The organism is Burkholderia sp. NLJ2 (genome assembly GCF_049487195.1).
In the GTDB taxonomy this organism is placed as follows: domain Bacteria; phylum Pseudomonadota; class Gammaproteobacteria; order Burkholderiales; family Burkholderiaceae; genus Burkholderia; species Burkholderia pyrrocinia.
This window is the reverse complement of the sequence record NZ_CP137808.1, coordinates 2,805,727-2,831,509: the sequence shown is the minus strand read 5'-3', so window position 1 is coordinate 2,831,509 and position 25,783 is coordinate 2,805,727. Positions and strand designations below refer to the sequence as shown.

Here is a 25,783-nt window from a genome sequence, read left to right as displayed (position 1 = left end):
TCCTTAGAGCGTGTCGAGGATCGACCGCAGCATCGCCATCATCTGGTCGATCTCTTCGGTCGTGACGTTCAGCGCGGGCATGAAGCGCAGCAGGTTCGGCCGCGCGGCGTTCAGCAGAAGGCCGTCGGGCTGCATGTCGCGCGCTTTCTCGACGATCTGCGGGCCGATGTCCTTGCCGAGCAGCAGCGCGCGCAACAGGCCTTCGCCGCGTTCGCCTTCGAAGCCGCGTTCCTCCGACAGCTCGAGCAGCTTGCGCTTCAGGTATTCGCCGCTTGCGCGCACGCCTTCGAGGAAGCCGGGCGCGACGAGCTGCGAGATCACCGAATAGCCGGCCGCCGTCATCAGCGGGTTGCCGTTGTACGTGCCGCCCTGGTCGCCGGCCTCGAACACCGCGACGTCGGCCTTCGACAGCAGCGCGGCGAGCGGCACGCCGCTGCCGATGCCCTTGCCGAGCGTCATGATGTCCGGCTCGATGTCGGCGAGCTCGTACGCGAACAGCGTACCCGCGCGGCCGCAGCCGCTCTGCACTTCGTCGACGATCAGCAGCAGGTTGTGCTGCTTCGTCAGCGCGCGCAGTTCGCGCATGAACTCGCGCGTTGCCGGGATCACGCCGCCTTCGCCCTGGATCGGTTCGAGCATCACGGCGACGGTCTTGTCGGTGATCAGCTTCTCGACCGAGTTGATGTTGTTCAGTTCGGCCTTCGGGAAGCCCGGCACCTGCGGCGCGTAGATCGTGTCCCAGCCCGGCTTGCCGCTGGCCGACATCGTCGCGAGCGTGCGGCCGTGGAAGCTGTGGTCGAACGTGATGATCTCGTACGCGCCGTTGCGGAACTTGCGGCCCCACTTGCGCGCGAGCTTGATCGCGCCTTCGTTCGCCTCGGCGCCGCTGTTCGTGAAGAACACCTTGTCGAACACGCTGTGCTGCGTGAGCAGGGCCGCGAGCTTCGCCATCGGTTCGTTGTAGAACGCCGGCGACGGGTTCAGCAGCGTTTCCGCCTGCTTCTTCAGCGCTTCGACGACGCCGTCGTTGCAGTGGCCGAGGCTGTTGACGGCCCAGCCCTGGATGAAGTCCAGATAGCGCTTGCCCGTGTGATCGTAGAGCCACGAACCCTTGCCGTGCGTAAACACGATGTCGGGGCGGTTCGTGATGTACATCAGCGAGTCGATCGGGTAATCGTTCAAGGGCATGGCAGCAGACTCCAGCGGACGTTGAAAGGGAAACGGGCAATAAAAAAGCCACGGAAGGCCGTGGCTGGTGAGTTCGAACAGCTTGTGCGTAACCGGTGAAGCGGAGTGGTGTTACGCGCGAGTCCGTGACGAGCCTGCGGCATCCGGGCGGAGCGGCGAGCGGCGACGTCGAAGAGCGGACAGGAAGCGGTTCATGTGCGCAAGCATAAGGCATCCCGCGCCCCACTGTAAACCGCCGCGATGCCACGAATGTGACATCGCGGCGTGCAGCGCGGGGCGCGGGCGGCGGGTCTCAGACCGGATGCGCGAGATCGGCGGCGCTCGTGAACGAGTCCGCGTAGAACTCGTCGGCCGGCAGTGCGTGGTGCTGCGTGAAGTCGCGCTGCGCGGATTCGACCATCACCGGCGCGCCGCACGCGTACACCTGATGGCCCGACAGATCGGGCAGGTCCTCGATCACCGCGCGATGGACGAAGCCCGTGCGGCCCGTCCACTGGTCGGCGGCGTCGGGCTCGGAGAGCACCGGCACGTACTTGAAGTTCGTGATCTCGCGCGCCCACTGCTCGGCGAGCTCGCCGAGGTAGATGTCCTTCTTGCGGCGTGCGCCCCAGTAGAGCGTCATCGGGCGCGTGATGCCGCGGTGCTTCACGTGCTCGATGATCGCCTTGATCGGCGCGAAGCCCGTGCCCGATGCAAGCAGCACGATCGGCTTGTCGGAATCCTCGCGCAGGAAGAACGTGCCGAGCGGGCCTTCGAAGCGCAGGATGTCGCGTTCCTTCATCGCGCCGAACACGTGGTCGGTGAACTTGCCGCCCGGCATGTGGCGGATGTGCAGCTCGATCGGGCCTTCCTCGTGCGGCGCGTTCGCCATCGAGTAGCTGCGGCGCGAGCCGTCCTTCAGGATGAACTCGACATACTGGCCTGCGAGGTACTGCAGGCGTTCGTTGGCGGGCAACTGCAGCTTCACGACCATCACGTCGTCGGCCTTGCGTTCGAGCGCGGCGATCCGGCACGGCAGCTTCTTGACCTGCACGCCGTCGACGCCGGCGATCTCGCGCACGTCGATCTCGAGATCGCACTGCGCCTTCGAGCAGCACAGCAGCGCGAGGCCGCGCGTACGCTCGTCATTGGACAGTGCGGACGCCGCATGCGGGCCCTGCTCGATCTGGCCCGACACGATCTGGCCCTTGCAGGAGCCGCACGCGCCGTTCTTGCAGCCGTACGGCAGATGGACGTTCTGGCGCAGCGCGGCCGCCAGCACGGTTTCGTCCGACTCGACCTGGAATTGCCGGCCGCTTTGCTTGAGAGTGACGTTGAATGCCATAGAACCAAACTAGAACAAAATGTGGGGACCGTGCATGTCGCGCACGGCAGCTACAATGCAAACCCGTTGCGCGTCGCGCAACGGTGGCTACTGATTTCGCAACCATCATGATCGCGACACGAATCCTGCGCCGGCCGCGCGCACTGATCGTCGGCTGCGGCGACGTCGGCATGCGCTGCGTCGCGCAATGGCGCGACACGCGCCGCAACCTGCGGATCTTCGCGCTGACGAGCCACCCGGCCCGCCGCGACGAACTGCGTGCCGCGGGTGCGACGCCGATCGTCGGCGACCTCGATCGCCCGGCGACGCTCCGCCGCCTCGCGGGTCTGGCCCGCACGATCCTGCATCTCGCGCCGCCGCAGTCCGACGGCCGCGACGACCGGCGCACGCGTGCGCTGATCGCCGCAACGACCGTGCCCGCGCGACGGCCAGCAGGGCCGCCGGCACCGGCAGTCGGCCGGCTCCGAACGCTGCGCACCGCTGCCCGACAGGCCGTCGCGCCCGTTCGGGCAGCGCGTATTGTACCCGACGGTCTTCGTGCGCCGAGGCTCGTCTACGCGAGCACGACGGGCGTATACGGCGATTGTGGCGGGGCGCGTATCGACGAAACACACCCGCTGCGTCCCGCGAATCCGCGCGCGTTCCGGCGCGTGTCGGCCGAGCGGCAACTGCGCGCGGCGACCGTGCGCGGCGTGCTGTCCGCGCGCATCGTGCGCATTCCCGGCATCTACGCGGCGAACCGTTTGCCGGTCGCGCGGCTCGAGCGTGGCACGCCCGCGCTCGAGCCGGCCGACGATGTCTATACGAACCACATTCACGCGGACGATCTCGCGGCGATCCTGCGCCGCGCGGCCGAGCGCGGCAGGCCGGCGCGCGCCGTGCATGCGTCGGACGACAGCGAACTGCGGATGGGGGAGTATTTCGACCGGGTCGCGCAGGCGCTCGGCCTGCCGTTGCCGCCGCGCGTCAGCCGCGCGGACGCCGAGCGTCAGCTCGAACCGACGCTGCTGTCGTTCATGCGCGAGTCGCGGCGCCTGTCCAACGCACGGCTCAAGGCCGAATTGTGCGTGACGTTGCGTTATCCGACCGTAGACGATTTCCTTCAAACGCTCGCGCCGGGCAGTGCGTCAGGTCAGCGCCGGTAACGCCTCGATCAGCAGGAAGCACAGCAGCGCGCCGATCAGTGCACCAATCAGGTTCGGATGATATTTGTGCTTCAGGTGCATCGCGGCCAGCAGCCCGCCGATCACGATGACACCGATGATCGCGAACGCGATCATCACGTACGACAGTTCGAAAGAATGGTTGATGTTCATGATGTCTCCCCTGCATCGCTGCTCGTACAGCTTGTGATTCGAGTATAGCGGGGGATGGTGCGGCCGAGACGCGGCCGGGCATCGAACGGTCGTGCGGATTTTCCCTTACAGGGTTTTGACCCGGTGCGTGGCAAGCCTCGACCTTCAGGGCTGGGGCAGGGCGGATAGCGCGGCATCGCACGGGTACTTGACAGCGTGTTTTCGCTGGCTGATATGCTCGAATCATGCAACGCCACCAAGCCTTCAAGTACGAACTGATGCCGACCGGCGAACAGCAGCGCCAGATGCGCCGCTTCGCCGGGGCGTGCCGGTTCGTCTTCAACAAGGCGCTGGCGTTGCAGAAGGAGCGCTACGAACGCGGCGAGAAGAAACTCGGCTATGCCGCGCTGTGCAGGCTGATCACCGATTGGCGCAACAGTCAGCAGACACCGTGGCTCAAGGATGCGCCGACACATCCCCTGCAGCAAACGCTTAAGGATCTGGAGCGTGCGTACGCCAACTTCTTCGCCAAACGTGCGGGCTTCCCGCGCTTCAGAAAGAAGGGCCAGTCAGACAGTTTCCACTATCCCGACCCGAAGCAGATCAAGCTCGATCAGCGAACCAGCCGACTCTTCCTACCCAAGCTCGGCTGGCTGCGCTACCGCAATAGCCGAAACGTATTGGGCGAGGTGAAGCGGGTCACTGTGTCGGCCAGCGGCGGCAAGTGGTATGCGAGCATCCAGACCGAACGCGTGGTCGAACGACCTGTTCCAAAAGGCGGCGTGATCGGTATCGACTTGGGCATCGTTCGCTTTGCCACCCTCTCGGATGGCACGTTCTACGTGCCGCTGAACAGCTTCAGGCGGCATGAGACAGCATTGCGCCGCGCACAGCAGGCCGTGAGCCGCAAGGTGAAATTCAGCAACAACTGGAAGAAGGCGAAAACCCGCGTCCAGCGTATCTATGCCCGGATCGGCAACGCCCGCCGTGACTACTTGCACAAAGCCACGACCACGATCAGCCAAAACCACGCGATGGTGTGCATCGAGGATTTGCAGGTTCGGAACATGTCCAAATCGGCGGCGGGTAGTACCGTGCAACCGGGAAAGAACGTTCGAGCCAAGTCCGGCATGAACAAATCCATCCTCGATCAGGGCTGGTTCGAATTCAGACGCCAACTGGATTACAAGCTGGCATGGAACGGCGGGCATCTCGTCGCCGTGCCGCCGCAGAACACGAGCCGCACCTGCCCGAGGTGCGGACACGTGTCGGCGGACAATCGGCGGAGCCAAGCCCGATTCGAGTGCATGGATTGTGGCTTCGAGGAAAACGCAGATCTGGTTGGCGCGATCAATGTGCTCAGGGCGGGACACGCCCGTTGCGCCTGTGAAGTGAGCGATGCAGCAAGATCGCCAGCAGCAGGAACCCACTGAAGCGAGCTGTCTGCATAGGCAGGCAGACGCCGTAGGAATCGCCCGACTTTAGGCGGGCGAGGATGTCAAGGGATTGCGCAGCGCTGAAAGGTCGGCGTCATCAAGCCACCGCCACGCGCCGGGTTCGAGGTCGTCCGGCAGCGCGAAGCCGCCGATGCTTTCGCGGTGCAGCAACTCGACGCGGTTGCTCGCCGCCGCGACCATGCGTTTCACCTGGTGATACTTGCCTTCGAGGACGGTCAGCGCGAGCGCGTGCGTGTCGCGCGCGTCGGCGGCGACCGCCGCGATCGGCTTCGGCTCGCCGTGGAGCTGCACGCCGGTGCGCAGCGCATGCAGTTGCGCGTCGTCGAGCGGATGGCGCACGGTCGCTACGTAGGTCTTCGGCACCTTGCGCTTCGGCGACGTGTACGCGTGCACGAACTGGCCGTCGTCGGACAGCAGCAGCAGGCCCGTCGTGTCCTGGTCGAGCCGTCCGACGCACTGCACGCCGCGCGCGACGAGCGGCGCGGGCAGCAGGCTGAACACGCTTGAATGGTGTTGCGGATCGCGCGAACACTCGTAGCCGGCCGGCTTGTTGAGCGCGAGATACGCACGCGCGTGGAACGGCCACGCCGTATCGTCGACCGAGAACACGAGGCCATCGGTGTCGAACGTCGTGTCGGGGTCGGTCGCGCTGGCGCCGGCGACGGCGACGCGGCCTGCTTCGATCAGGCCGCGGCACTGGCGGCGCGAGCCGAAGCCCTGGGAGTAGAGAATGCTTTCGAGATCCATAGCGCGCGCATTCTATCAAGCGGCGCGCGACCGGCGTGAACACGCCTGCGCTGGTAAGCTGCCGGAACGCTGCGCAGCGCGCGGCGCCCGTTCATTCTTCACGGAAAGTCCATGGATTTCGATTCGCTCCCGTTCGGCCGCAAGGCTGCCGCCGTCATCCTTGCGGCGACCGTTTCGTCGGCCGCGTTCGCGCATGCGCATCTCGCGAAGAGCGATCCGGCGGCGGGCGCGGTGCTGACCGCCGCACCGGCCGCCGTCACGATCGACTTCACCGAGCCGCTGGAGCCGGCGTTCAGCTCGATCGTCGTCGTCGACGGCGACGGCAAGACGGTGTCGGACGGCAAGGCGCGCATCGATGCGTCGAACCGCAAGCGGACGACGGTGCCGCTCACTGCGGTCGGCACGGGCGCCTATACGGTGAAATGGGTGGCCGTCGCGACCGACGGGCACCGCACGCAGGGCGCGTACGGCTTCAGCGTGAAGTGACGCAACGGCGGCGGCAGGCCCGTGCCAGGGCTGCCGCCGCCCTTATCCGACAGGGAGTTTCCCGCATGAATCCGACGACGCTCGACGCACTCGCCGATTTTCCCCGTCTGCTCGAAGCCCATTTCGCGGCCGTGCCCGACGGCTATGCGCGCTGGACGCCCGACGACTGGGCCGGGATCCCGAGCGAGCACTTCTCGCCGCTCGGGCAGCTCTGTCATGTGCGCGACATCGAAATCGACGGCTATCACGTGCGGCTGCGGCGGATGCTCGACGAAGATCGGCCGCTGCTCGTGTCGATCGACGGCGATGCGCTCGCGATCGAGCGCCGCTACAACGATGCGTATGCGTCCGACGTGCTCGCGGCGATTCGCGAAGCGCGACGCGAGACGCTGGATCTCGTGTCGCGCCTCACGCCCGAACAGTTCGAGCGCGTCGGCGAGTTCGACGGCTACGGTTCGCTGACCGTGCGCGGGCTCGTCCATTACCTGTGCAGCCACGACCAGCAGCATCTGGCCGGCATGCAGTGGTTGCTCGGCAAGATCGACGCGGCACTGTACGCGCGCTGAGCCGGCCGGCGGACGCGCCGCCGCGAGCGGATTTCGGCTCCGTTGTCGGTGCGGCAGATCACGCTGCGATGTTCCGATTAGATCGATTTTCTGGATAATCCATCCAGCGGCGACCGGCTGACCTGCGTGTCGCGCGTGCCTACACTCCAAGCTTCGCTCAACGAAAAAAGGAGTCACTCGTGGCAACTCACACGCTCGCAGACAAGGTCGTCCTGATCGCAGGCGGCGCAAAGAATCTCGGCGGCCTGATCGCGCGGGACCTGGCGGGCCACGGCGCGAAGGCGGTGGCGATTCACTACAACAGCGCGGCGTCGCAGGCACAGGCCGAGGAGACGGCCGCCGCGGTGCGCGCGGCCGGTGCCGAGGCCGCAACATTCCAGGCCGACCTGACGACGGCCGCCGCGGTCGAGAAGCTGTTCGACGACGCGAAGCAGCGCTTCGGCAAGATCGACATCGCGATCAACACGGTCGGCAAGGTGCTGAAGAAGCCGTTCACCGAGATCAGCGAAGCCGAGTACGACGAGATGTTCGCGGTCAACAGCAAGTCGGCGTTCTTCTTCATCAAGGAAGCGGGGCGGCACCTCGAGGATCACGGCAAGCTCGTCACGCTCGTGACGTCGCTGCTCGGCGCGTTCACGCCGTTCTATGCGGCGTACGAAGGATCGAAGGCGCCGGTCGAGCACTTCACGCGTGCGGCGTCGAAGGAGTACGGCGCACGCGGAATCTCGGTGACGGCCGTCGGGCCGGGCCCGATGGACACGCCGTTCTTCTATCCGGCCGAAGGCGCCGATGCGGTCGCGTATCACAAGACGGCGGCCGCGCTGTCGCCGTTCAGCAAGACGGGCCTGACCGACATCGAGGACGTCGTGCCGTTCATCCGCCATCTCGTGACCGACGGCTGGTGGATCACGGGCCAGACGATCCTGATCAACGGCGGCTATACGACCAAGTAACCGACCGCATCACGGGCCGCGCCGGCCGCCGCCGCGGGCGCACGGCGCACCGCAATGGGCCGATTGCGTGGACAATGGACGGGCGCGCAGCCGCGAGGCCGCGCGCCCGTTTTCTCAGTGCCGCCGGGTGCTGCCGCGATGCGAGACGGCTGGCGGCGACAGTCGTCCGAACCTACGTTCCCCGCCGATGGACAAGCTGGATCAGGTCAGAATCGTCCTGCAGGTTGCCGAGATGGGCAGCTTCATCAAGGCCGCGCATGCGCTCGACGTGCCGCGCGCGACCGTGTCGGCGGCCGTCCAGCAACTCGAGGCCGGGCTCGGCACGCGCCTCCTGCACCGCACGACACGCCAGGTGCAGTTGACCGCCGACGGCGTGCTGCTGCTCGAACGCGGCCGGCGCCTGCTCGCGGAGGCCGACGAGCTCGACCGCCTGTTCCGCCGTCGCGACCGCGACGTGATCGGGCGGCTGAACGTCGACGTGCCGAGCCGGATCGCGCGCCGCGTGGTCGCGCCCGCGCTGCCGTCGCTGTTTCGTCGCTACCCGAAGCTGCAACTGTCGCTCGGCTCGACGGACCGCTCGATCGACCTCGTGCAGGAGGGTGTCGACTGCGCGATCCGCGTCGGGCGGCTCGCGGACAGCAGCCTCGTCGTGCGGCCGCTCGGGCAGTTCACGCTGATCAACTGCGCGACGACTACCTGCGCGAATGCGGCGTGCCCGAGCATCCGGATGCGCTCGCGCACGGGCACTGGGCGATCGGCTATGCGTCGCCGACGACCGGGCGCGAGCTCGGGTGGGAATACTGCGTGGACGGCGAGCGGCACACGCTGACGCTGCCGAGCCGCGTGATCGTCAATAACGCCGAAACCTACATCGCCGGCTGCATCGTCGGGATGGGGCTGATCCAGATTCCGCGGTTCGACGTCGAGCATCTGCTCGACAGCGGCGCGCTCGTCGATGTGATGCCCGGCCACCGCGCCGCGCCGATGGACGTATCGGCCGTGTATCCGCACCGGCGGCACCGGTCGCGCCGGCTCAATGCGTTCGTCGATTGGTTCGGGGAACTGATGGCGGACGCGTTGACCGGGGCAGCGGCCGGGAAGGGCGCGGAAGGCGATTGACCGGGGCGGCTGGTGTGCGTCGCACACCGACGCGCCTGTTTCAGTCGGCCAGCGCCGCGAACCGCCGGTTGCGACCGGTTTCCCGCACCGCTTCGATCAAAGCCGCGCCGGCGCCGTCCGGCTTCGACGCGAACGCATAAAAACGCGCGGCCGGCAGCGCGGGCAGGCCGTCTTGCGGCCCGCATGCGCGCAGCCCGTCGCGCAACTGGCTGCGTGCCAGCGCGGTGACCGCGAAGCCCGCGAGTGCAGCCGACACGCAGCCGGCCATGCTGTTGCTCTCGAACAGCACGCGGAACGGCCGCAGCGCGGCGGCGAGCGCCGATACGGCGGCTTCACGATAGACGCACGGTTCCGGAAACAGCGCGAGCGGCACTTCGCCGTCGGCGTCGAGCGTGCGGTCCGACGCAAATGCCCATACGAGCGGCTCTTCCCACAGCAGTTCGCCCGGCGCGTCGACCTGCCGGCACTGCTTGCCGAACACGACATCGAGCCGGCCGAGCGCCTGCTCGCGCAGCAGCGACGCGGTGATCCCGACCTTCAGCTCGATCGACGTGCGCGGGTGGCGGTCGCGGAACGTGCGCAGCACCTGCGGCAGCCACGCACCCGCGAAATCCTCCGATGCGCCGACGCGCAGCCGACCCTGCGCCGGCGCGCCGCGCAGCCTCGCGCGCACTTCGCGCTCCATGTCGACGATGTTGCGCGCGTATGCGTACAGCGTGTCGCCGGCCGGCGTGAGCGCGATACGGCGCGTCGTACGCGCGAGCAGCACGGTGCCGGCCGCCTGTTCGAGCCGCTTGATATGGCCGCTGACGGCCGAAGGCGTCAGCGCGAGGCGTTCCGCTGCCGGCGCGAATCCGCAGCTGTCGACGACTTCGAGGAAGGTGCGCAGCAGCGCGATGTCGAGCGAGGTCGACGCGGGGTCGGTCAGGGGTTCCATCGGTCAATTCAACGCGATATTCGAAGAATGAATCATGATACTCCGTGAATCATGATGAAACGCGAGCCTACCATCGTCTGCTCAAGTTGACCCGACGGAGAACACGATGACTGCCTATGCGCATGCGACGACCGCGTCGCTCGATATCGCCTATCTCGAATGGAACCCACGCGGCGAACGCGTGGCCGTGCTGCTGCATGGCTGGCCGGACAGTCCGGTCGGCTGGGAGGCCGTGGCGGCGGCGCTTGCCGCGCGCGGTTACCGCGTACTCGCACCCGCGCTGCGCGGTTTTGCGCCGACGCGCTTTCGCGACGCATCCGTGCCGCGCAGCGGCCAGCTCGCGGCGCTCGGGCGCGACCTGCTCGAATTCGTCGATGTGCTCGGCGTCGAGCGGCCCGTGCTGGTCGGGCACGACTGGGGCGCCCGCGCGGTGGCGAACGCGTGCGGGCTGCGCGACGGCGTCGCGTCGCATCTCGTGATGCTGTCGGTGGGGTACGGCACCAACGATCCCGGTCAGCCGCTGTCGCTGCAGCAGGCGCGCAACTACTGGTATCACTGGTTCATGGCGACGCCGCGCGGCGAGCAGGCGCTGCGCGACGATCGCCGCGCGTTTGCCCGCGTGATGTGGGACACGTGGTCGCCGCCCGGCTGGTATCGCGACAGCGATTTCGATGCGGCCGCTGCCGCGTTCGACGGGCCCGACTGGGCCGACGTCGTGCTGCATTCGTACCGGCATCGCTGGGGTTTCGCACCGGGTGCGCCGGCCTATGCCGACGACGACGCGCGGCTCAATCCGTCGCCCGTGCTGTCGGTGCCGACGCTCGTGCTGCACGGCGGCGCGGATACCGTCAACCACCCGGACAGCTCGGCCGGGCGCGAACGGTTCTTTACGGGGCGCTACGCGCGGCAGATGCTGGACGGCGTGGGGCATTTTCCGCAGCGCGAGGCGCCGGCGGCGGTCGCGGACGCGATCCTCGGGTTCTGCGAGCGCGACTGACGCGCGCCGGCCGGCCCGGCGCGCAGGGGATCAACCGCCGACGCGGGGCGCGAGCAGGTCGTCGAGGCCGATGTTCCGGAACATCTCGCGGCGGATGCGATCGCCGACGCGGAACACTTCCTCCGCGCCGTCCTGCGACGGGTCGACGAACACGCGATACGGGCGCTTGCCGGCCGGCGCGGCGACGAGATCGGCAATCGCCGTCGCGACGGCGCCGGCATCGGCGTCCGCGGGTTCGAGCGCGGCGAGGCCCCGCAGCGCCTGCTCGGCGACGCCCGCGTACGGCCCGTTGTCGTAGGCGGCCTGCACGACGGCATCGGCCGGCTTGCCCGCGTGGGCGAAGTGATTCGTGCCCCGGGTGAACGCGCCCGGCACGACGATCGACGTTTCGATGCCCCAGCGGGCGAGTTCGGCCGCATAGGACACCGCGAGCGAGTCCATCGCGGCCTTCGCGGCGAAGTAGGGCGCGAGGAACGGCGGGGTGCCGCCGCGCGCCGACGAGGACGATACCCAGACGAGCAGGCCGCGGCCCTGGCGGCGCAGGTGCGGCAGCGCCGCCCGGTTCACGCGCTGGGTCGACACGACGTTGATGTCGTAGAGCTGCGCCAGCTGTTCGGGCGTGAACGCTTCGGCCGGGCCGAACACCATGTGGCCGGCGTTGTGGACGATGATGTCGAGGCGGCCGTGGTCCGCGATCACGCGGTCGATCGCGGCGTCGACGGATGCGTCGTCGCCGACGTCGAGCTCGACGGTGCGCAGGTCGACGTCGTGTTCCTGCGCGTAGGCCGCGATCGCGGCGGCGCGCGGCGCGTTGCGGCCGGCGCTTTCGCGCATCGACGCGTAGACGGTATGGCCGGCGTGGGCGAGTGCCTGGGCCGTCAGCAGGCCGAAGCCGCTGGACGCGCCCGTGACGAGAATGACTTCCTTCATGATCGATCTCCAGCAAGTGTGGGGGAGCGGGCGCGGCGTGCGGTCCGTCAGCACATGCCGCCGTTGGCGCGCAGGATCTGGCCGTTGACCCACGCGCCGTCGGGGCCGGCGAGGAACGCGACGACGCCGGCGATATCCCCGGGCTGGCCGAGCCGCTCCAGCGGGTTCATCTTCGCCATCCGGTCGACGAGCTCGGGGCTCTTGCCCTGCAGGAACAGCTCGGTCGCGACCGGCCCCGGCGCGACCGCGTTCACGCGGATGCCGCGGCCGCGCATCTCCTGGGCGAGGACCTGCGTCAGGCCTTCGACGGCCGCCTTGGTCGCGATGTACACGCCGTAGGTCGGCAGGCGCATGCCGATCACGCTCGACGACAGGTTGACGATGCGGCCACCGTCGCGCAGGCGCTTCGCGGCCTCGCGGCTGACGTTGAACGTGCCCTTCAGGTTGATGGCGACGGTCTGGTCGAAGGCCGCGTCGTCGACGTCGGCGATGGCGGCGAGCTTCATGACGCCCGCGCTGTTGACGACCACGTCGATGCGACCGAACGCGCGCTCGGCCGCGTCGAACAGCGCGGCGGTCGCCGCCGGGTCTGCGACGTCCGCCTGCACCGCGACGGCTTCGCCGCCGCCGGCGACGATTGCGTCGACCACTTCCCGCGCGGGGCCGGCGCTGCCGGCATAGTTCACGACGACCCTGAAACCGTCCCGGGCGAGACGGCGGGCGATTTCCGCGCCGATGCCGCGCGATGAACCCGTGACGAGGGCGACCTTTTCCGATGTGCTCATGTCCTGCTCCTTGGTTCGTGAGTGCCGTGCGAGCCGGCGACAGGACTAATGTAGGCTTCCTCGATCAATAAAAATAATGAATAATGATCAGATCAAGAATGACTGAAAGTATGTCTCATGGCGTTCGACAGCAGGCTTCTGAGCGGTATCGGCGTGCTCTCGGCGGTGATCGAGGCCGGCACCTTCGCGCGCGCGGGCGAGGCGATGGGATTGACCCAGCCGGCCGTGAGCCGCGCCGTTGCGCGGCTGGAAGAGCGTGTCGGCATCCGGATCTTCAACCGGACGGCGCGCGCGATCACGTTGACCGACGAAGGGCGGCGCTTTTACGAGGCGGTTGCGCCGCTGCTGGCCGGCATCGAGGAGGCGGCGGTTGACGCCGGCCATTCCAGGGCGCGCGTCAGGGGGCGGCTGCGGGTCAACGTGGACGGCACCTTCGGCCACTACGTGCTGGCGCCGCGGCTGGCGGAATTCCTCGACCGCTTCCCCGAACTGTCCGTCGAAATCAGCGTGCGCGACCGGATGGGCGATCTCGTCGCCGACGGTTTCGACGTGGCGGTCCGCTTCGGCATTCCGGAGCCGTCGTCATACCGCGCGCGGCTGCTGCTCGAGACGCGCGTGCTCACCTGCGCATCGGCGGCTTATGTCGCGCGTCACGGCGAACCGCGGCATCCGCACGATCTCGCGGACGGGCATCGTTGCGTGCTGATCCGCGATCCGGTGACGGGGCGGCCGTTCGAATGGGTTTTCCATCGCGGCAAGGAGGTGGTGCCGTTCGATGCCGGCGGCCGGCTGATGGTCAACGACACGGGCGCGCTGCTCGGCGCCTGCCTCGGCGGCGCGGGCGTCGCGCAGCTGCTGGAACTCTACGCGCGGGACATCCTCGCCGACGGGCGGCTGGTCCTGCTGCTGCCGGAGTGGGCGGACGAGACGTTCCCGCTTTATGCGTATCACCACGCGTCGAACCTCGTCTCCGCGAAGGTGCGGGTGTTTCTCGACTTCGTCCGCGAGCTGATGGGCTGAGCCTGCTCGGCGAAGGGCGGCAGTCGGGTCATTCGGTGCGATGGGGGATGTTGTCCGGGAACGGATAGGGCGCATGCGGCCCCGGCCAGTCGGGCACGGGCGGCGCGCTCAGCACGTCGCATCCACCCAGCATGAGCGACAGGACGGCGGCGAGCACGCCGTGGCAAATCGGGCTTGAAATGGCGCGCGTGGACATGGCCTGCCTCCGTGCTGCGTTCCCAGATGCTTGGACTGCCGGGTGAGGGCACGCGTTGCGGTGCACGTTGCACGCGGCAAAAACAAAAAACCCGCGAAGCGGTGAGCTTGCGCGGGTTTCGACAGGTGCAGCGCATGACGCTGCGAAATGCTGGTGCCCAGGGCCGGAATCGAACCGGCACGCCTTGCGGCGGGGGATTTTGAGTCCCCTGCGTCTACCAATTTCACCACCTGGGCTTGTTCCTGACCGCGCATGCGATTGTGTGCGGCGAAACGCGGATTATGGCGGAAATCCGGATGCCGGGCAAGCTACCCGGTCGCCGGCGCGCAAGTTACTGGCTCAGGTAGACGAACCGGCCCTGCTTCACGATCCCCATCACGCTCGCGCGTTGGTCGAGCCCCACATGATCCTTGTCGCTGGAATTGACGACGCCGTTCGGCACGACGAGTTCGTGCGCGCCTTCGAGCTCGCGGCGCAGCGCCGCGCGAAACGCCGGCGTGCCGGGCTGCGCGGTCTTCAGTGCGCGGCCGACCGCGTCGGCGAGGCGCGGGTAGACACCCGCGGCGTCGCCTGCGAACTGCGTGACGGTGCCGGCGCCATACTTCGCCTCGTACGCGTCGACGAACGCGAGCGCGGCCTTGCGGGCCGGATGGTCGGCCGGCAGCGTGCGTGCGACGACGACGGGCTGGGTCGGGAACAGCGTTCCGTCGACGTCCTTGCCGCCGAGCTTGATGAATTCCGGTGTCGCGATCCCGTGCGTCTGGTAGATCGCGCCCTTGTAGCCGCGCTCGATCAGCGTGCGCTGTGGCAGCACGGCCGGCGTGCCCGAGCTCGCGATCAGGATCGCGTCGGGCTTCGCGGCGATCAGCTTCAGCGCCTGGCCCGTGACGCTCGCATCGGTGCGGTTGAAGCGCTCGGTCGCGACGACGCGGATCTTGCGCAGGTCCGCGAAGCGGGTGAACTCGTTCAGCCAGCTGTCGCCGTAGCTGTCCGCGAAGCCGATGAAGCCGACCGTCTTGACGCCGCGATTCGACATGGTGCGCGTCATCACGTCGGCCATCGCACGGTCGCTCTGCGCCATCTTGAATGCCCAGGTCCGCGCGCCTTCCTGCGGCTCGACGATCGCGCCGGAGCCGACCAGCGTGATCATCGGCGTCTGCCCGGCGGCCACCGCGTCGAGCGCGGCGAGCGCGGCCGGCGTGATGTTCGGCCCGACCACGACGTCGACGTGATCCTCGTCGACCAGCTTGCGGATGTTGCGCACGGCCGTACCCGGGTCGGACGCGTCGTCGAGCACGGTCACCTGCACGGGCTGCCCGGCGATCGTCTTCGGCCACATCAGGATCGCGTTCTTGCTCGTGATGCCGATCGCGGCGGCCGGGCCGGTCGACGACAGGTCGACGCCGACCTTCAGGTCGGCATGCGCGGTCGCGCAGGTCAGCACGAGGGCGGCGCCGGCGGCGCGGCGCAACAGGGCGGGAAGCGTCATGCGGGAATCTCCGTCGGGCAGCAAAAAAGGGGCGCGATATGCGCCCCATTGTTTATACACGGGGGCTCAAGAAAACGCCGGGCCGCCTCAGGTTTTCCGCCCCGGAGGAAGTCCCCTTGGGGGATGACCCATCGGGGGACTGGCGCGAAGCGACAGGCCTGGGGGCGCTTACAGCTCGTACGATTCGGCTTCGCCCTTGAGCGCCTGCTCGATCAGCTTGCGGTTCAGCGTCGGCGACAGCAGTTCGACGAGCGTATACACATAGCTGCGCAGATAGGCGCCCTGCTTGAGCGCGACGCGCGTCACGTTGCTGCCGAACAGGTGGCCGACCGGGATCAGACGCAGGTTGCGGTCGCGCTCGGGATTGAACGCGATGTCGGCCATGATCCCGACGCCGAGGCCGAGCTCCACATAGGTCTTGATCACGTCGGCGTCGATCGCCTCGAGCACGATGTCCGGCGACAGCCCGCGCAGCGCGAACGCCTGGTTGATCTTCTTGCGGCCCGCAAATGCGTCGTCGTACGTGATCAGCGGGTATTGCGCGAGATCGTCGAGCGACGGCGGCTTGCGTTCGAGCAGCGGATGATCGGCCGGCACGACGGCGGCGTGATGCCACTGGAAGCAGGGCAGCGACACGAGTTCCTTGTAATCGGCGATCGCCTCGGTCGCGATCGCGAGATCGGCCTGGTCGTGGATCACCATCTCGGCCACCTGCGTCGGGCTGCCCTGCAGGATCGACAGGTGCACCTTCGGGAAGCGCTTCTTGAATTCGGCGATCGCGGCCGGCAGCGAGTAGCGGGCCTGCGTGTGGGTCGCCGCGATGGTCAGGTTGCCCTGGTCCTGCGCAGCGTAATCTTTCCCGACCCTTTTAAGGCTTTCAACCTCCTGCAGGATCCGCTCGACCGACGCGAGGATGATCCTGCCCGGCTCGGTGAGCGAGCGCACGCGCTTGCCGTGCCGCGTGAAGATCTCCACGCCGAGCTCGTCCTCGAGCTCGATGATCGCCTTCGATACCCCCGGTTGCGACGTGTAGAGCGCCTTGGCGGCCTCGGTGAGGTTGAAATTCTGCCGGACGGCCTCGCGCACGAAGCGAAATTGGTGCAGGTTCATTTATAACCCTTCCGCATATCAACAGAATTTTTTAGTCGTTTGAAATATAAGGCGAGTTTATTACGATTCACCGGAGTTTTTCAAATATGGATATCTGTTTTCGTCATTAGCAATCCACCCGGCAGCGGATGGCCGGCGGCAGTGACGGTGGAACGGAGATTCGGGCGCGACGTGGCTAGGACGTCGCGCGGTCACCACGAAAACCCCTGGGGTCCCCGAATGTATCAGTACGACCAATACGACCAGACGATCGTCGACGAGCGTGTCGCGCAGTACCGCGATCAGGTGCGCCGCCGCCTGTCGGGCGAGTTGAGCGAAGAGGAGTTCCGTCCGCTGCGTCTGCAGAACGGCCTGTACATGCAGCGCCACGCGTACATGCACCGCATCGCGATTCCGTACGGCAACCTGCGCAGCGACCAGCTGCGGATGCTGGCGCGCATCGCCCGCGAGCACGACCGCGGCTACGGCCACTTCTCGACCCGCTCGAACATCCAGTTCAACTGGATCCAGCTGGAAGACACGCCCGAGATCCTCGCGAAGCTCGCGTCGGTGCAGATGCACGGCATCCAGACGTCGGGCAACTGCATCCGCAACATCACGGCCGACCAGTTCGCTGGCGTCGCTCAGGACGAGGAGATCGATCCGCGCCCGTGGTCGGAAATCCTGCGCCAGTGGTCGACGTTCCATCCAGAATTCGCATGGCTGCCGCGCAAGTTCAAGATCGCGGTGTCGGGCTCGAAGGCCGACCGCGCGGCCGTGCAGATCCACGACCTCGGCGTGTACCTGAAGAAGAACGCGCAGGGCGAGGTGGTCGCGAGCATCCTCGCGGGCGGCGGCCTCGGCCGCACGCCGATCGTCGGCGCGGTGATCAAGGAAGACCTGCCGTGGCAGCACCTGCTCACGTACTGCGAAGCCGTGCTGCGCGTGTACAACCGCTATGGCCGCCGCGACAACCTGTACAAGGCCCGCATCAAGATCCTCGTGAAGGCGCTGTCGCCCGCGAAGTTCGCGCAGCAGGTCGAGGAAGAGTGGCAGCACCTGAAGGACGGCCCGTCGACGCTCACGCAGGCCGAACTCGACCGCGTGTCGCAGTATTTCCAGCCGCCCGTCTACGAAAAGCTGGCCGACACCGATGCATCGTTCGAACAGCACCTGCTCGAGAACAAGGCGTTCGCGCGCTGGGTCGAGCGTAACGTCGCGCCGCACAAGGTGCCGGGCTACGCGGCCGTCACGCTGTCGCTGAAGGATCATCGCGTGGCCCCGGGCGACGCGACCGACCAGCAGATGGAACTGGTCGCCGACTGGGCCGACGCGTACTCGCTCGGCGAGCTGCGCGTGTCGCACGAGCAGAACCTGATCCTCGCGAACGTGAAGAAGCGCGACCTGTTCGCAGTGTGGGAAAAGGCGAAGGCAGCCAGTTTCGCGACACCGAACATCGGCCTGCTGACCGACATCATCGCGTGCCCGGGCGGCGATTTCTGCTCGCTCGCGAACGCGAAGTCGATCCCGATCGCGCTGGCGATCCAGCAGCGTTTCGACGATCTCGACTACGTGTACGACCTCGGCGACCTGTCGCTGAACATTTCCGGTTGCATGAACTCGTGCGGCCATCACCACGTCGGCAACATCGGCATCCTCGGCGTCGACAAGGACGGTTCCGAGTGGTATCAGGTGTCGCTCGGCGGCGAGCAGGGCACGGGCCGCGACGGCGCGCGCCTCGGCCGCGTGATCGGGCCGTCGTTCTCCGCGGACGAAGTGCCGGGCGTGATCGCGAAGCTGATCGACACGTTCGTCGAATCGCGCGTCGACGGCGAGCGTTTCATCGACACGTACGATCGCATCGGCATCGCGCCGTTCAAGGAGCGCGTGTATGCGGCGCGCCAGGCGGTGAACGCGTAACCAACCGGGTAGAAGGAATTAGCAGATGGCTTCGATTATCAAGAACCGCGCAGTGATCGACGATGCATGGCAGGTCGTGCGCGCGGCGGAAGACGGTGCACTGCCCGCGGTCGACGCATTGCCGGCCGGCAAGGTGCTGGTGCCGTTCGCGTTGTGGCAGGCCGAGCGTACGGCGCTCGTTGCCGCGAAGACGAAGGACGAACTCGGCGTGTGGCTCGCGCCGGACAGCGAGCCGGCCGATCTCGCGGCCGATTTCGGCGCGATCGCGCTGATCGCCGTCGACTTCCCGCGCTTCGCGGACGGTCGCGGTTACAGCATCGCGCGCCTGCTGCGCGAGCGTTACGGCTGGACCGGCGAGCTGCGCGCGATCGGCGACGTGCTGCGCGATCAGTTGCTGTACATGTCGCGTTGCGGCTTCGACGCATTCGCGGTGCGCGCCGACAAGGACATCCACGACGCGCTGAATGCGTTCACGGAATTCACGCAGCGCTATCAGGGCGCGTTCGACGAACCGGCGCCGCTGTTCCGCCGCCGCGCCGCCGCGACCGACGTAGCGACGCCCGACGCCAAGGTGAGCGCATGAGCAACGCGACCGCCACCGCGCTGACGCCGGAACTCGCCGCGAAGGTCGAGCGCCTCGATGCGCTGCTTGCGCAGATCGGCGCACGTCACGAGAAGGTGAAGTTCGCGAGCAGCCTCGCTGCGGAAGACATGCTGCTCACGCATGCGATCCTGTCGAAGGGCGTGTCGATCGGCATCTTCTCGCTGAATACGGGCCGCCTGCACGCGGAGACGCTCGGCATGATCGACCGCGTGCGCGAGCGCTACGGCTACGAAATCGAGCAGTTTCATCCGCAGCAGGATGCGGTCGACCAGTACGTCGCCGAGCACGGCCTGAACGCGTTCTACGAGAGCGTCGAGCTGCGCAAGTCGTGCTGCCACATTCGCAAGGTCGAGCCGCTGAACCGCGCGCTGGCGGACGTCGGCGCGTGGGTCACGGGACAGCGCCGCGAGCAGTCGGTCACGCGTGCGGAGCTGCACGAGGAAGAACAGGACGAAGCGCGCGGGATCGCGAAGTACAACCCGCTCGCCGACTGGACCGAGGCCGACGTGTGGGCGTATCTTGGTGCGTTTGACGTGCCGGTCAACCCGCTGCATGCGCGAGGTTACCCGAGCATCGGCTGCGAGCCCTGTACGCGCGCGATCCGCCCCGGCGAGGACAGCCGCGCGGGCCGCTGGTGGTGGGAGTCGCGCGATACGAAGGAATGCGGGCTGCACATCACGATCACGCCGATTCCCGCGACCGCCGAAGCCGGCGCCGCGCACTGAAAGCCCGACAAGAAACTGAATATTGCGCCGCCTGCGACAGCGGGCGGCACGAACCCAGAAGAGAAGGACTGAAATCATGAGCACGACGCTCGAGCAATCCGCCTTTGCCCCGGCCACCGGCGGCGACAACCGCATGGGCCACCTCGACTGGCTCGAAGCCGAGTCGATCCACATCCTGCGCGAACTGGTCGCCGAATGCAGCAAGCCGGCGCTGTTGTTCTCGGGCGGCAAGGATTCGGTCGTCGTGCTGCATCTGGCGCTGAAGGCGTTCGGCCTCGGCGCGAACCGCAAGACGACGCTGCCGTTCCCGCTCGTGCACATCGACACGGGCCACAACTACGACGAAGTGATCGATTTCCGCGACCGCCGCGCGCAGGAGCTCGGCGCCGAGCTGGTCGTCGGCCACGTCGAGGATTCGATCAAGCGCGGCACGGTCGTGCTGCGCCGCGAAACCGATTCGCGCAACGCCGCGCAGGCCGTCACGCTGCTCGAGACGATCGAGCAGCACGGCTACACCGCGCTGATCGGCGGTGCGCGCCGCGACGAAGAGAAGGCACGTGCGAAGGAGCGCATCTTCTCGTTCCGCGACGAATTCGGCCAGTGGGATCCGAAGGCGCAGCGCCCCGAGCTGTGGAGCCTCTTCAACGCGCGACTGCATAAAGGCGAGCACCTGCGCGTGTTCCCGATCTCGAACTGGACGGAGCTCGACGTGTGGCAGTACATCGCGCGCGAGAACCTCGAACTGCCGTCGATCTACTACGCGCACCAGCGCGAGATCGTGCGCCGCAACGGGCTGCTCGTGCCGGTCACGCCGCTCACGCCGATGCGTGACGGCGAGACGAGCGAAGTCGCCCAGGTGCGCTTCCGCACGGTCGGCGACATCAGCTGCACGTGCCCGGTCGAGAGCGACGCGGACGACGTCGAGAAGATCATCGCCGAGACGGCGGTGACCGAGATCACCGAGCGCGGCGCGACCCGGATGGACGACCAGGCGTCCGAAGCCGCGATGGAAACGCGCAAGAAGCAAGGTTATTTCTGAAGCACACGAGGACATTCACATCATGAGCATCATCGAAAATCACGAAGACCTCGGCGTGCTGCGCTTCATCACCGCAGGCAGCGTCGACGACGGCAAGAGCACGCTGATCGGTCGCCTGCTGTACGACAGCAAGGCCGTGCTGTCCGACCAGCTGTCCGCGCTGTCGCGTGCGAAGAACAAGCGCACGGTCGGCGACGAGCTCGACCTCGCGCTGCTGACCGACGGCCTCGAGGCCGAGCGCGAGCAGGGCATCACGATCGACGTCGCATACCGCTACTTCGCGACCGCGAAGCGCAAGTTCATCATCGCCGATACGCCGGGCCACGAGCAGTACACGCGCAACATGGTGACGGGCGCGTCGACCGCGCACGCGGCGATCGTCCTGATCGATGCGACGCGCATCACGGTCGAGAACGGTGTCGTGCAACTGCTGCCGCAAACCAAGCGCCACAGCGCGATCGTCAAGCTGCTCGGCCTGCAGCACGTGATCGTCGCGATCAACAAGATGGACCTCGTCGACTACAGCGAGGCACGCTTCAACGAGATCCGCGACGCGTACGTCGCGCTCGCGAAGCAGCTCAACCTCACCGAGGTGCGCTTCGTGCCGGTGTCGGCGCTGAAGGGCGACAACATCGTCGGCGCGAGCGAGCGCATGCCGTGGTACGCGGGCGAGCCGCTCCTCGACGTGCTCGAGTCGCTGCCGGTCGAGACGCAGGCGCATGACGCGCTGCGCTTCCCGGTGCAGTGGGTCGCGCGCCAGGACGGCAGCTCGGCCGACGATTTCCGCGGCTACATGGGCCGTATCGAGTCGGGTGAAGTGAAGGTCGGCGACGAGATCGTCGTGCTGCCGTCGAACCGCACCGCGACGGTTGCCGAGATCGTCGCGCCGGTGCCGGGCGGCACCGCGTCCGTCCCGCACGCATTCGCAGGCCAGACGGTGACGATCCGCCTCGAACAGGATGTCGATGTGTCGCGCGGCGACATGTTCGTCACGACCGCCGAGCCGGTTGAGCCGGCCAAGAAGCTCGAGGCCGACCTGTGCTGGTTCGACGAAGCGCCGCTGTCGCCGCAGCGCAAGTACCTGCTGAAGCAGACCACGAGCACGGTGTTCGCCAAGATCGGCGCGGTCAAGCAGGTGCTCGACGTGCATACGCTGTCGCACGCGACCGACCGTCACGAGCTGAAGATGAACGACATCGGCCGCGTCGCACTGACGCTGCAGAAGCCGATCGTCTGCGACACGTACGATGCGCATCCGGGCACGGGCGCGTTCGTGCTGATCGACGAGGCGACGCACCACACGGTCGCCGCCGGCATGATCCGGGCGTTCTCGGCGTAATCGGCAAACCGCGCGGCGAGCCGCGCCGCCACACGGCGGCGCGGGCCGCAGGACTAGCGAAGCGACAAACATGGGCAAGGTGTATCTGATCGGAGCAGGGCCGGGCGCGGCGGACCTCATCACGGTGCGCGGCGCGCGGCTGCTGGCGCAGGCCGACGTCGTGCTGCACGACGCGCTCGTCGAGCCCGCGATGCTCGACTACGCGCCGAACGCGCGCAAGATCGCGGTCGGCAAGCGCTGCGGGCAGCGCTCGACCGCGCAGCACTTCATCAACAAGCAGATCGTCGACGCGGCGCGCGAGCATGCGTGCGTCGTGCGGCTGAAGGGTGGCGACCCGATGCTGTTCGGTCGCGCGGAAGAGGAAATGCGCGCGCTCGATGAGGCGGGCATCGACTACGAGGTCGTGCCGGGCATCACCGCGGCGCTGGCCGGCGCGGCGACGCTGAAGCGTTCGCTGACGCTGCGCGGCGTGTCGCGCAGCGTCGCGTTCGCGACGCACAGCCGTGCGCCGGGCAGCGACGAGATCCGCGAAGCCGCGCGCGCCGATTCGATCGTCTACTACATGGGCCGCGACAGCGCGCCCGGCATCGCGCAGGAACTGATCGACGCAGGCCGTGCACCGGCGACGCCCGTGGCGATCGTCGAGGCGTGCAGCACCGCGCGCGAACGTTCGCTGACGCTGACGCTCGCGCAGATGGCGGCGGGCGATGCGCAGGCGTGGCTCGATCCCGCGGAACCGAGCCTGCTGATGATCGGCGACGCGTTCGCCGAGCGCGCACGGCACGCGAAAACGGGCGATCCGCTGCGGGATGCAGCCTGAGCGGAATCCGGCCGCAGTCCGAAACGAAAAAAGCGCTGGCAGAAGCCAGCGCTTTTTCATTTGGGGCCGCCGTTTTGCTTACGCGTCGTCGCCGATCTGGTCGATGCAATAGCGTGCGATCGCGTCGAGCACGCCGTCGTCTTCGCCGACAGCCGTCGCGCAGCGAATCTCGACGCCCGGATGCGCGGCGCGGCATGCATCGACGAGCTGCGGCAGATCGCGGCGGATATGGCCGCCCTGGCCGAAGAACACAGGTATCACGGTGATGCGCGCGCAGCCGGCTGCGACTTGCGCGGCGACGGCTTCACCGAGCGACGGTGTCATCAATTCGAGGAACGCGAGCGACACCTGCGACGCAGGGGAGCCGGCGCCGCGCAGCCGCGCGGCGAGCCGCTCGAACGGCTCGGCCCAGCGCGGATCGCGGGCGCCGTGGCCGAACAGGACGATGCCGTGCGAGCTCATGTCTAAATCTCCGTCGTGACGCGGCGCTCAGTGCCGGTCGACCCACTTGAGTGCGAACAGGCCGAGCGCGAGATAGATCAGGCCCGGTGTCGCAGCGGTGAGCGGCGCGGGCCACGTGTTCAGCGTGCCGATGTGCGAGAACAGCGTATTGAGCAACTGGAAGCTCATGCCGAGCATGATGCCGCCGAACACCTTCACGCCGACCACGCCCGCACGCGTGTGCAGGTATGCGAACGGCAGCGACAGCACGAGCATCACGAACACGGCGAACGGATACAGCAGCTTGCGCCACAGCGCGATGTCGTAGCGCTGCGTGTCCTGCTGGTTTTCGCGCAAGTGCTGGATGTAGCGGAACAGGTTGAAGATCGACATGCGCTCCGGCGATACCAGCAGCACCGACAGGATCTGCGGCGTCAGGTCCGAACGCAGCCGGTATTCGGGCAGCGAGACCTGCTGCGACCGGTAGACGGGGTTCAGCGCGTCGGCCGGCTGGCCGCTGAGCGGCTTGATCGGCGTGAGCTCCGTTTCGGTGACGCCCGTCAGCAGCCAGTGACCGGGCGGCTCGTAGCGGCCCGTCTGCGCGATCCGCAGGTTCTGCAGCTGGAACTTCGAATCGAATTCGTAGATGCGCACATTGCTGATCGTCGAGTCGGGCGACAGGCTGCCGACGTTGACGAAACGCGTGACCTGTTCGCCGTTTTCGCGGGCCGCGAGCGTGTCCTTCACCCACACGCCCGACTGGAAGTTCGACGACACCGACGCGCCGAGCGCCTGCAGCCGCACGCGCTCCGACAACTGGTCGGCGTACGGGCCGACGAATTCGCCGATCAGGTAGGTGACGATCACGAGCGGCACGCCGATCTTCAGCAGCGAGCGCAGCGCCTGGTTGGTCGCGAGGCCCGACACGCGGAAGATCGTGAATTCCGAATTCGCGGCCATTTGCGCGAACACGTAGATCGCGCTGATCAGCGCGGCGACCGGGATGATCTCGTAGAAGCGCGACGGCGTCTGCAGCGCGACGCGCAGCACCGCGTAGCCGAACTTGTAGTTGCCGTGCCCCACCGAGTTCAGTTCGCTGATCAGGTCGAAGAAGAAGAACAGGCCCGAGAACGCGAACAGGATGAAGACGAACGTGACGTAGATCTGTCGCGCGAAGTACTTTTCATAGAGCCGCATCGATCATGCTCCCGAGCGGCCGAACAGCGCGCGTGTAAACAGCGGACGATTGCGCACGCGCAACCAGAAGATGACGGCGACGATCGCCGCGACGAGCGCGTGCAGGCCGACGAGGCCGACGCCGAACGACATCTTGCCCTGCTCGATCTGCGCCTGCACGACGTTCAGCAGGTTCGAGTACGTGAGGTAGATCAGCACGGCCATCACGAGGTTGATCGTGCGGCTGCGACGCGGGTTCTGGTACGCGAGCGGGATGCCGAGCACCATCAGGTTGAGCGCGATCAGCGGCAGCCCCGCGCGCCACGCGAATTCCGCGAGGTTGTCGCGTGTCGGGTTGCTCAGCAGCTCGGGTGTCGGCGTGCTGTTGGTGGTCTGCACGTTCACGACCGGCTTGCTCGTGATCTTCACGCCGTAGCGCTCGAACTCCATGATCTTGAAGTTCGGCTGGCCCGGCGTGCCGTCGTAGCGACGACCGTCTTCCAGGACGACGAAACGGTCGCCGTCCTTCGTGGTTTCCGTATGACCCGTCTGCGACACGACGACGTTGACCTTGCCGTTCTCGGTCGACGTCACGAACACGTTCTGCACCTTGCTCTGGTCGGACGTCATCTTCTCGATGAAGAACACGCGATGGTTCGCGGCCGACTCGCGGAACTGGCCCGGCGCGAGCAGCGAGATCTCGTCGCGCTGCTGGAAGCGCGCCTTGATCAGCTTGCTCTGCTGGTTCGACCACGGCCAGCCGACGAATGCGAAGAACGCGATCAGCAGGATGATCGGCGCGGCGAACACGCCGATCGGCTTGATGAGGCGCGTGAGGCTCACGCCCGACGCGAGCCACACCACCATTTCGGAGTCCCGGTACCACCGGGTCAGCACGAACAGGATCGACACGAACAGTGTGACGACGAGCATCACGGCGAGGTAGCCGATCACGGTCAGGCCGATCAGCACGAGCACGTCCCGCGGATCGATTTCACCGGACGCGGCGTAGCCGACGATGCGGATCATCATCGTCGTGAGCATGATCGTGAGCAGCACCATGAACACGGCGCCAGCCGTATACGCAAGCTCGCGCTGGAGGGAGCGTTCGAAGATCATTCTTGATGAGAAGAGGGCGGGA

The 25,783-nt window shown here is 67.2% G+C and carries 26 protein-coding genes, 1 tRNA gene and 1 pseudogene; 14 read left to right on the top strand and 14 right to left on the bottom strand.

Going from position 1 to position 25,783, the window contains the following annotated elements; all coding sequences use genetic code 11:
• Nucleotides 1–3: 3 nt before the first annotated feature.
• Together R9B84_RS13045 and R9B84_RS13040 are read right to left on the bottom strand one after the other, a co-directional pair.
• Nucleotides 4–1,188 (bottom strand): acetylornithine transaminase, encoded by a 1,185-nt coding sequence (locus R9B84_RS13045; RefSeq protein ID WP_423758257.1) that lies wholly within the window; start codon nt 1,186–1,188, stop codon nt 4–6.
• Between the two features lie 292 nt (nt 1,189–1,480).
• Entirely contained in the window at nt 1,481–2,512 is a 1,032-nt protein-coding gene (locus R9B84_RS13040; RefSeq protein ID WP_423758256.1) for a CDP-6-deoxy-delta-3,4-glucoseen reductase, read from the bottom strand.
• Between the two features lie 107 nt (nt 2,513–2,619).
• On the opposite strand from R9B84_RS13040, the gene R9B84_RS13035 reads away from it, so the two are divergent.
• The gene (locus R9B84_RS13035; RefSeq protein WP_423758255.1) at nt 2,620–3,657 is read left to right on the top strand and encodes an NAD-dependent epimerase/dehydratase family protein; all 1,038 of its coding nucleotides are present in this window, start codon (nt 2,620–2,622) and stop codon (nt 3,655–3,657) included.
• On the opposite strand, the gene R9B84_RS13030 is transcribed toward R9B84_RS13035, so the two are convergent.
• Nucleotides 3,640–3,828, bottom strand: coding sequence for a hypothetical protein (locus R9B84_RS13030; RefSeq protein WP_423758254.1), 189 nt, complete (start codon nt 3,826–3,828; stop codon nt 3,640–3,642). The two genes, R9B84_RS13035 and R9B84_RS13030, sit on opposite strands and share 18 nt — an antisense overlap.
• A gap of 224 nt (nt 3,829–4,052) precedes the next feature.
• Between R9B84_RS13030 and R9B84_RS13025 the strand changes: the two genes are divergently transcribed.
• A complete protein-coding gene (locus tag R9B84_RS13025; protein WP_423758253.1) occupies nt 4,053–5,240 on the top strand; it encodes an RNA-guided endonuclease InsQ/TnpB family protein in 1,188 nt (395 codons plus the stop codon).
• 48 nt (nt 5,241–5,288) lie between these two features.
• Here the strand turns inward: R9B84_RS13025 and R9B84_RS13020 are convergent, their stop codons facing one another.
• The gene (locus tag R9B84_RS13020; protein WP_423758252.1) at nt 5,289–6,011 is read right to left on the bottom strand and encodes a 16S rRNA pseudouridine(516) synthase; all 723 of its coding nucleotides are present in this window, start codon (nt 6,009–6,011) and stop codon (nt 5,289–5,291) included.
• Nucleotides 6,012–6,122: 111 nt separating this feature from the next.
• On the opposite strand from R9B84_RS13020, the gene copC reads away from it, so the two are divergent.
• From copC to R9B84_RS13000, 4 genes and pseudogenes are all read left to right on the top strand, one after another.
• The gene (copC, locus tag R9B84_RS13015) at nt 6,123–6,497 is read left to right on the top strand and encodes a copper homeostasis periplasmic binding protein CopC (protein ID WP_423758251.1); all 375 of its coding nucleotides are present in this window, start codon (nt 6,123–6,125) and stop codon (nt 6,495–6,497) included.
• Between the two features lie 65 nt (nt 6,498–6,562).
• Entirely contained in the window at nt 6,563–7,063 is a 501-nt protein-coding gene (locus R9B84_RS13010) for a DinB family protein (protein WP_423758250.1), read from the top strand.
• 179 nt (nt 7,064–7,242) lie between these two features.
• Complete coding sequence (locus tag R9B84_RS13005; RefSeq protein ID WP_006478064.1) at nt 7,243–8,016, top strand: SDR family oxidoreductase; 774 nt, start codon at nt 7,243–7,245, stop codon at nt 8,014–8,016.
• A gap of 187 nt (nt 8,017–8,203) precedes the next feature.
• A pseudogene (locus tag R9B84_RS13000) lies at nt 8,204–9,135 on the top strand (LysR family transcriptional regulator).
• Nucleotides 9,136–9,175: 40 nt separating this feature from the next.
• Here R9B84_RS13000 and R9B84_RS12995 read toward each other — a convergent pair.
• Complete coding sequence (locus R9B84_RS12995) at nt 9,176–10,072, bottom strand: LysR family transcriptional regulator (protein WP_423758249.1); 897 nt, start codon at nt 10,070–10,072, stop codon at nt 9,176–9,178.
• Between the two features lie 106 nt (nt 10,073–10,178).
• On the opposite strand from R9B84_RS12995, the gene R9B84_RS12990 reads away from it, so the two are divergent.
• Nucleotides 10,179–11,069, top strand: coding sequence for an alpha/beta fold hydrolase (locus R9B84_RS12990; RefSeq protein WP_423758248.1), 891 nt, complete (start codon nt 10,179–10,181; stop codon nt 11,067–11,069).
• Nucleotides 11,070–11,099: 30 nt separating this feature from the next.
• On the opposite strand, the gene R9B84_RS12985 is transcribed toward R9B84_RS12990, so the two are convergent.
• Entirely contained in the window at nt 11,100–11,999 is a 900-nt protein-coding gene (locus R9B84_RS12985) for an SDR family oxidoreductase (RefSeq protein ID WP_423758247.1), read from the bottom strand.
• Nucleotides 12,000–12,046: 47 nt separating this feature from the next.
• Nucleotides 12,047–12,784, bottom strand: coding sequence for an SDR family oxidoreductase (locus R9B84_RS12980; RefSeq protein WP_423758246.1), 738 nt, complete (start codon nt 12,782–12,784; stop codon nt 12,047–12,049).
• Between the two features lie 117 nt (nt 12,785–12,901).
• Between R9B84_RS12980 and R9B84_RS12975 the strand changes: the two genes are divergently transcribed.
• On the top strand, nt 12,902–13,804 hold the full coding sequence (locus tag R9B84_RS12975; protein ID WP_423758245.1) for a LysR family transcriptional regulator: 903 nt from the start codon (nt 12,902–12,904) through the stop codon (nt 13,802–13,804).
• Nucleotides 13,805–13,832: 28 nt separating this feature from the next.
• Here R9B84_RS12975 and R9B84_RS12970 read toward each other — a convergent pair whose 3' ends face one another.
• The 4 genes from R9B84_RS12970 to R9B84_RS12955 form a co-directional block, all read right to left on the bottom strand.
• Nucleotides 13,833–14,000 carry a hypothetical protein gene (locus tag R9B84_RS12970; RefSeq protein ID WP_186451691.1) on the bottom strand — a complete coding sequence of 56 codons (168 nt, stop codon included), beginning with the start codon at nt 13,998–14,000 and terminating at the stop codon, nt 13,833–13,835.
• A 151-nt stretch (nt 14,001–14,151) separates the two neighbouring features.
• Nucleotides 14,152–14,236, bottom strand: a tRNA-Leu gene (locus R9B84_RS12965).
• Between the two features lie 95 nt (nt 14,237–14,331).
• A complete protein-coding gene (locus R9B84_RS12960; protein ID WP_423758244.1) occupies nt 14,332–15,489 on the bottom strand; it encodes an ABC transporter substrate-binding protein in 1,158 nt (385 codons plus the stop codon).
• 168 nt (nt 15,490–15,657) lie between these two features.
• Nucleotides 15,658–16,599 (bottom strand): CysB family HTH-type transcriptional regulator, encoded by a 942-nt coding sequence (locus tag R9B84_RS12955; protein ID WP_047898798.1) that lies wholly within the window; start codon nt 16,597–16,599, stop codon nt 15,658–15,660.
• 219 nt (nt 16,600–16,818) lie between these two features.
• On the opposite strand from R9B84_RS12955, the gene R9B84_RS12950 reads away from it, so the two are divergent.
• The 6 genes from R9B84_RS12950 to cobA all read left to right on the top strand — a co-directional run bounded on the left by R9B84_RS12950 (nt 16,819) and on the right by cobA (nt 23,025).
• Nucleotides 16,819–18,498, top strand: coding sequence for a nitrite/sulfite reductase (locus tag R9B84_RS12950; protein WP_423758243.1), 1,680 nt, complete (start codon nt 16,819–16,821; stop codon nt 18,496–18,498).
• A gap of 25 nt (nt 18,499–18,523) precedes the next feature.
• Nucleotides 18,524–19,081, top strand: a complete 558-nt coding sequence (locus tag R9B84_RS12945) for a DUF934 domain-containing protein (protein WP_423758242.1) — start codon at nt 18,524–18,526, stop codon at nt 19,079–19,081.
• Nucleotides 19,078–19,827 (top strand): phosphoadenylyl-sulfate reductase, encoded by a 750-nt coding sequence (locus R9B84_RS12940; RefSeq protein ID WP_423758241.1) that lies wholly within the window; start codon nt 19,078–19,080, stop codon nt 19,825–19,827. The genes R9B84_RS12945 and R9B84_RS12940 overlap by 4 nt, the downstream gene beginning before the upstream one ends.
• Nucleotides 19,828–19,903: 76 nt before the next feature.
• Nucleotides 19,904–20,866 (top strand): sulfate adenylyltransferase subunit CysD, encoded by a 963-nt coding sequence (gene cysD, locus R9B84_RS12935; protein WP_423758240.1) that lies wholly within the window; start codon nt 19,904–19,906, stop codon nt 20,864–20,866.
• 22 nt (nt 20,867–20,888) lie between these two features.
• Entirely contained in the window at nt 20,889–22,205 is a 1,317-nt protein-coding gene (locus R9B84_RS12930) for a sulfate adenylyltransferase subunit 1 (protein WP_423758239.1), read from the top strand.
• A gap of 70 nt (nt 22,206–22,275) precedes the next feature.
• Nucleotides 22,276–23,025, top strand: coding sequence for a uroporphyrinogen-III C-methyltransferase (gene cobA / locus R9B84_RS12925; protein WP_047898792.1), 750 nt, complete (start codon nt 22,276–22,278; stop codon nt 23,023–23,025).
• 78 nt (nt 23,026–23,103) lie between these two features.
• On the opposite strand, the gene R9B84_RS12920 is transcribed toward cobA, so the two are convergent.
• Genes R9B84_RS12920 through lptF form a run of 3 tightly spaced genes read right to left on the bottom strand, consistent with a single transcriptional unit; the run spans nt 23,104 to nt 25,761 of the window.
• The gene (locus R9B84_RS12920; protein WP_423758238.1) at nt 23,104–23,487 is read right to left on the bottom strand and encodes a sirohydrochlorin chelatase; all 384 of its coding nucleotides are present in this window, start codon (nt 23,485–23,487) and stop codon (nt 23,104–23,106) included.
• A gap of 27 nt (nt 23,488–23,514) precedes the next feature.
• Nucleotides 23,515–24,663, bottom strand: coding sequence for an LPS export ABC transporter permease LptG (lptG, locus tag R9B84_RS12915; RefSeq protein WP_423758237.1), 1,149 nt, complete (start codon nt 24,661–24,663; stop codon nt 23,515–23,517).
• 3 nt (nt 24,664–24,666) lie between these two features.
• Nucleotides 24,667–25,761, bottom strand: a complete 1,095-nt coding sequence (gene lptF / locus R9B84_RS12910; protein WP_423758236.1) for an LPS export ABC transporter permease LptF — start codon at nt 25,759–25,761, stop codon at nt 24,667–24,669.
• Nucleotides 25,762–25,783: the final 22 nt, after the last annotated feature.